Raw genomic sequence first — 1,149 nt, forward strand, 5'->3', positions numbered from 1 at the left:
GAGGTTATAGGCGTGATGTCGTGAGTGTGAGGCCGGTCGCGGTAAGGCAGCCGTCGATGACGTCGCTTCGGTACTGAATCTGGCGGAGACCGAGTCGTAGTCGGCGGATGAGGTCGTCGGGGTCGGCGAAGGCGGTGTTGGCCTGGCTGGTCCGACGGAGCACTGACCAGATGCCCTCAACTGGGTTGAGGTCAGGTGCGTAGGGCGGCAGGTGGTAGGCCACGACCCAGTCGTGGGTGTCGATGAACTCGCGCATTCGCCGGTCCTTATGGACGTTCAAATTGTCCCAGACGAGGACGATCGGCCCTCCGAGCTGCTGGTGGGCTGCGATGAGGAGGTCGCGGTACTCGGTCCAGGCGAAGCTTTTGCGGCCGCCGTTCTTGTGATCGGTGTGCCGTTTGGGCCGGTAAATCAGGCGGGATCGCATCCCGGGTTTGTAGCAGCACAGGGCTGCGATGGAGAAGCGCCGCTGGGACCGGCCCCGGACTCGGATGACCGGGGTGGACCCGCGTCTGCCCCAGGTGCGCGAGGTCGGCGGCGTCATCGAGAATCCGGCCTCGTCTTCGAAGACGAGCCAGGCCCCGAGCGCCGCCGCGGTGGTTCCAGGTGCGGCCACACCTCCTTCACCCAGCCGGCCACCGCCGCCTCGTCACGCTCGACCGCCCGACGGGCAGGAACCTGATGGCTCCAGCCGTGCCTGCGCAGCATCTGGGAGATGCCCGACAACGTCATGCTCTTGTGGAACCGTCGGCCGATCAGCGTCTTGATCCGCGCGAGCGTCCACCGCTGATCCGGCCAACCGTGAGCGACCGGACCTTTGGCCAACTCCTCCTCAAGCACGGCGAACAGCACATCGCTCAGCTTCGGACGCGACGCCGGGCCACGGGAACGAACCGCGTCCCGGCCGGCCTCCCGCCAGGACCGCCGCCATCGCTGGACGGACCGGACGCTGACCCGTAACTCCTTCGCGATCTCCGTGCTGCCCCGCCCATCGGCGAACATCCCGACTGCTTCCATCCGGACCCGCTCACGGAACGCTTGTCTCTCCGCGGTCAGACCCCCACCCTGCGGATACCTCATACATCCGGCATACCGCGACGCTCAGCAACCGTCAGCCCCTACGACAAGACGACTTCAAGGTCAGTAACC

At 66.4% G+C, this 1,149-nt stretch carries 2 protein-coding genes; both read right to left on the bottom strand.

The window, feature by feature from the left end:
- Positions 1 to 4: 4 nt before the first annotated feature.
- Positions 5 to 544 (bottom strand): transposase, encoded by a 540-nt coding sequence (locus AB0398_RS34275; RefSeq protein ID WP_366379583.1) that lies wholly within the window; start codon positions 542 to 544, stop codon positions 5 to 7.
- Positions 541 to 1,080, bottom strand: coding sequence for a winged helix-turn-helix domain-containing protein (locus tag AB0398_RS34280; RefSeq protein WP_366379582.1), 540 nt, complete (start codon positions 1,078 to 1,080; stop codon positions 541 to 543). Before AB0398_RS34280 ends, AB0398_RS34275 begins: the two co-directional genes overlap by 4 nt.
- Positions 1,081 to 1,149: the final 69 nt, after the last annotated feature.

The sequence above is a fragment of the Streptomyces sp. NPDC086147 genome, assembly GCF_040702165.1.
GTDB lineage: Bacteria > Actinomycetota > Actinomycetes > Streptomycetales > Streptomycetaceae > Streptomyces.

Bases quoted from the DNA above. Each gene is read 5' to 3' on its own strand.
- AB0398_RS34275 (WP_366379583.1), bottom strand. From the start codon at position 544: ATGACGCCGCCGACCTCGCGCACCTGGGGCAGACGCGGGTCCACCCCG.
- AB0398_RS34280 (WP_366379582.1), bottom strand. From the start codon at position 1,080: ATGAGGTATCCGCAGGGTGGGGGTCTGACCGCGGAGAGACAAGCGTTC.